The 1,221-nt window shown below is 73.5% G+C and carries 1 protein-coding gene; it reads left to right on the plus strand.

Annotation, left to right across the window (positions count from 1 at the left end; all coding sequences use genetic code 11):
- Nucleotides 1-1,221, plus strand: a 1,221-nt coding sequence (locus IE191_RS20895; protein ID WP_191326360.1) for a glycosyltransferase, incomplete at both ends; no start/stop codon positions are given.

Here is a 1,221-nt window from a genome sequence, read left to right on the forward strand (position 1 = left end):
GTGACCGAACTGGTTCCGCCGATCAAGCTGGTCGAGGCCATGGCCCTGGGCCTGCCCGCCGTGGTGCCCGACCTGCCGGTGTTCCGTGCCGAAGCGCAGGAGGGACAGACTGCCCTGTTCTTCACCCCCGGCGATGCTGCCGATCTGGCCCGTGCCCTGGCTGCACTGGCCACCGACCCGGACCATGCCCGCAGCCTGGGACAAGCCGCGCGCCAGCATGCCCACGGCACCCGCGACTGGAACGCCATCGCCCGGGCTGTGGTCCAGACGCTGCCCAAGCCGGAGGCGGGGGCGGAAGCACGGGCTGACGCCCCAACGGCCGACGGCCGTACGCAAGCCGTGGCGGCCGCTGCCGCGCTGACGAGGCAGGCACGCGCGCTTAGCGCCACGGACCTGCGCGGTGCGATTGCCCTGGCCGAGCAGGCCCAAGCGCTCGATCCGCAGCCTTGGCGCGCCAAGTGGCTAGGGCTGCGCCTGCACGAAGCCGGGGAAACGGCTCGCGCCGCAGCCATGCTTGCCGCGCTACCCGCCGATTTGCCGCTCAGTCGCTCGGAAGCGCAGCGCATTGCGCGCATCATCAACCCACCCGCGCCAGAGCCGGAACCCGATCCGGTGGCGCTGGCGGCCGCAGAGCAAGCCCGCCAGCGCGCACAGGCCGTGGCCCGCGCGGCAGAGCTGATGCAGCAGGCGCGCGCGCTGGGTGCCACCGACCTGCCCGGCGCGATTGCCCTCGGCGAGCAGGCGCAGGCACTCGACCCGCAGCCCTGGCGCGCCAAGTGGCTGGGGCTGCGCCTGCACGAGGCCGGGGAATCGGGACGCGCCATGGTGCTCTTGGCCGCGCTGCCGGCCGACCTGCCGCTGAGCCGATCGGAAGCCAGCCGCATCCAGCAGATTCTCCATCCGCCTGCCCCAGCGCCGGAACCAGATCCGGCCGCCCTGGCCGTAGCCGAAGACGCGCGCCGCCGGGCCGAGGCGCAGGCCAGGGCGCGCAGCCTGACCGATGCGGCGCGCGGCCTTCAGGACAGCGATCCCTTGCAGGCCGCGCGACTGGGCGAGGAAGCCCATGCGCTGGACCCGCAACCGTGGCGGGCGAAGTGGCTGGCGTTCCGGCTGCATGACGCCGGGCATCTGGCGCGCCCGGCGGCGTTGTTGCAGGGCTTGCCGCAGGACCTGGCGATGAGCGCTTCGGAAAGCAGCCGCGCGCAGCAGATCCTGGCGCTT

Source organism: Novosphingobium pokkalii, assembly GCF_014652855.1.
GTDB lineage: Bacteria > Pseudomonadota > Alphaproteobacteria > Sphingomonadales > Sphingomonadaceae > Novosphingobium > Novosphingobium pokkalii.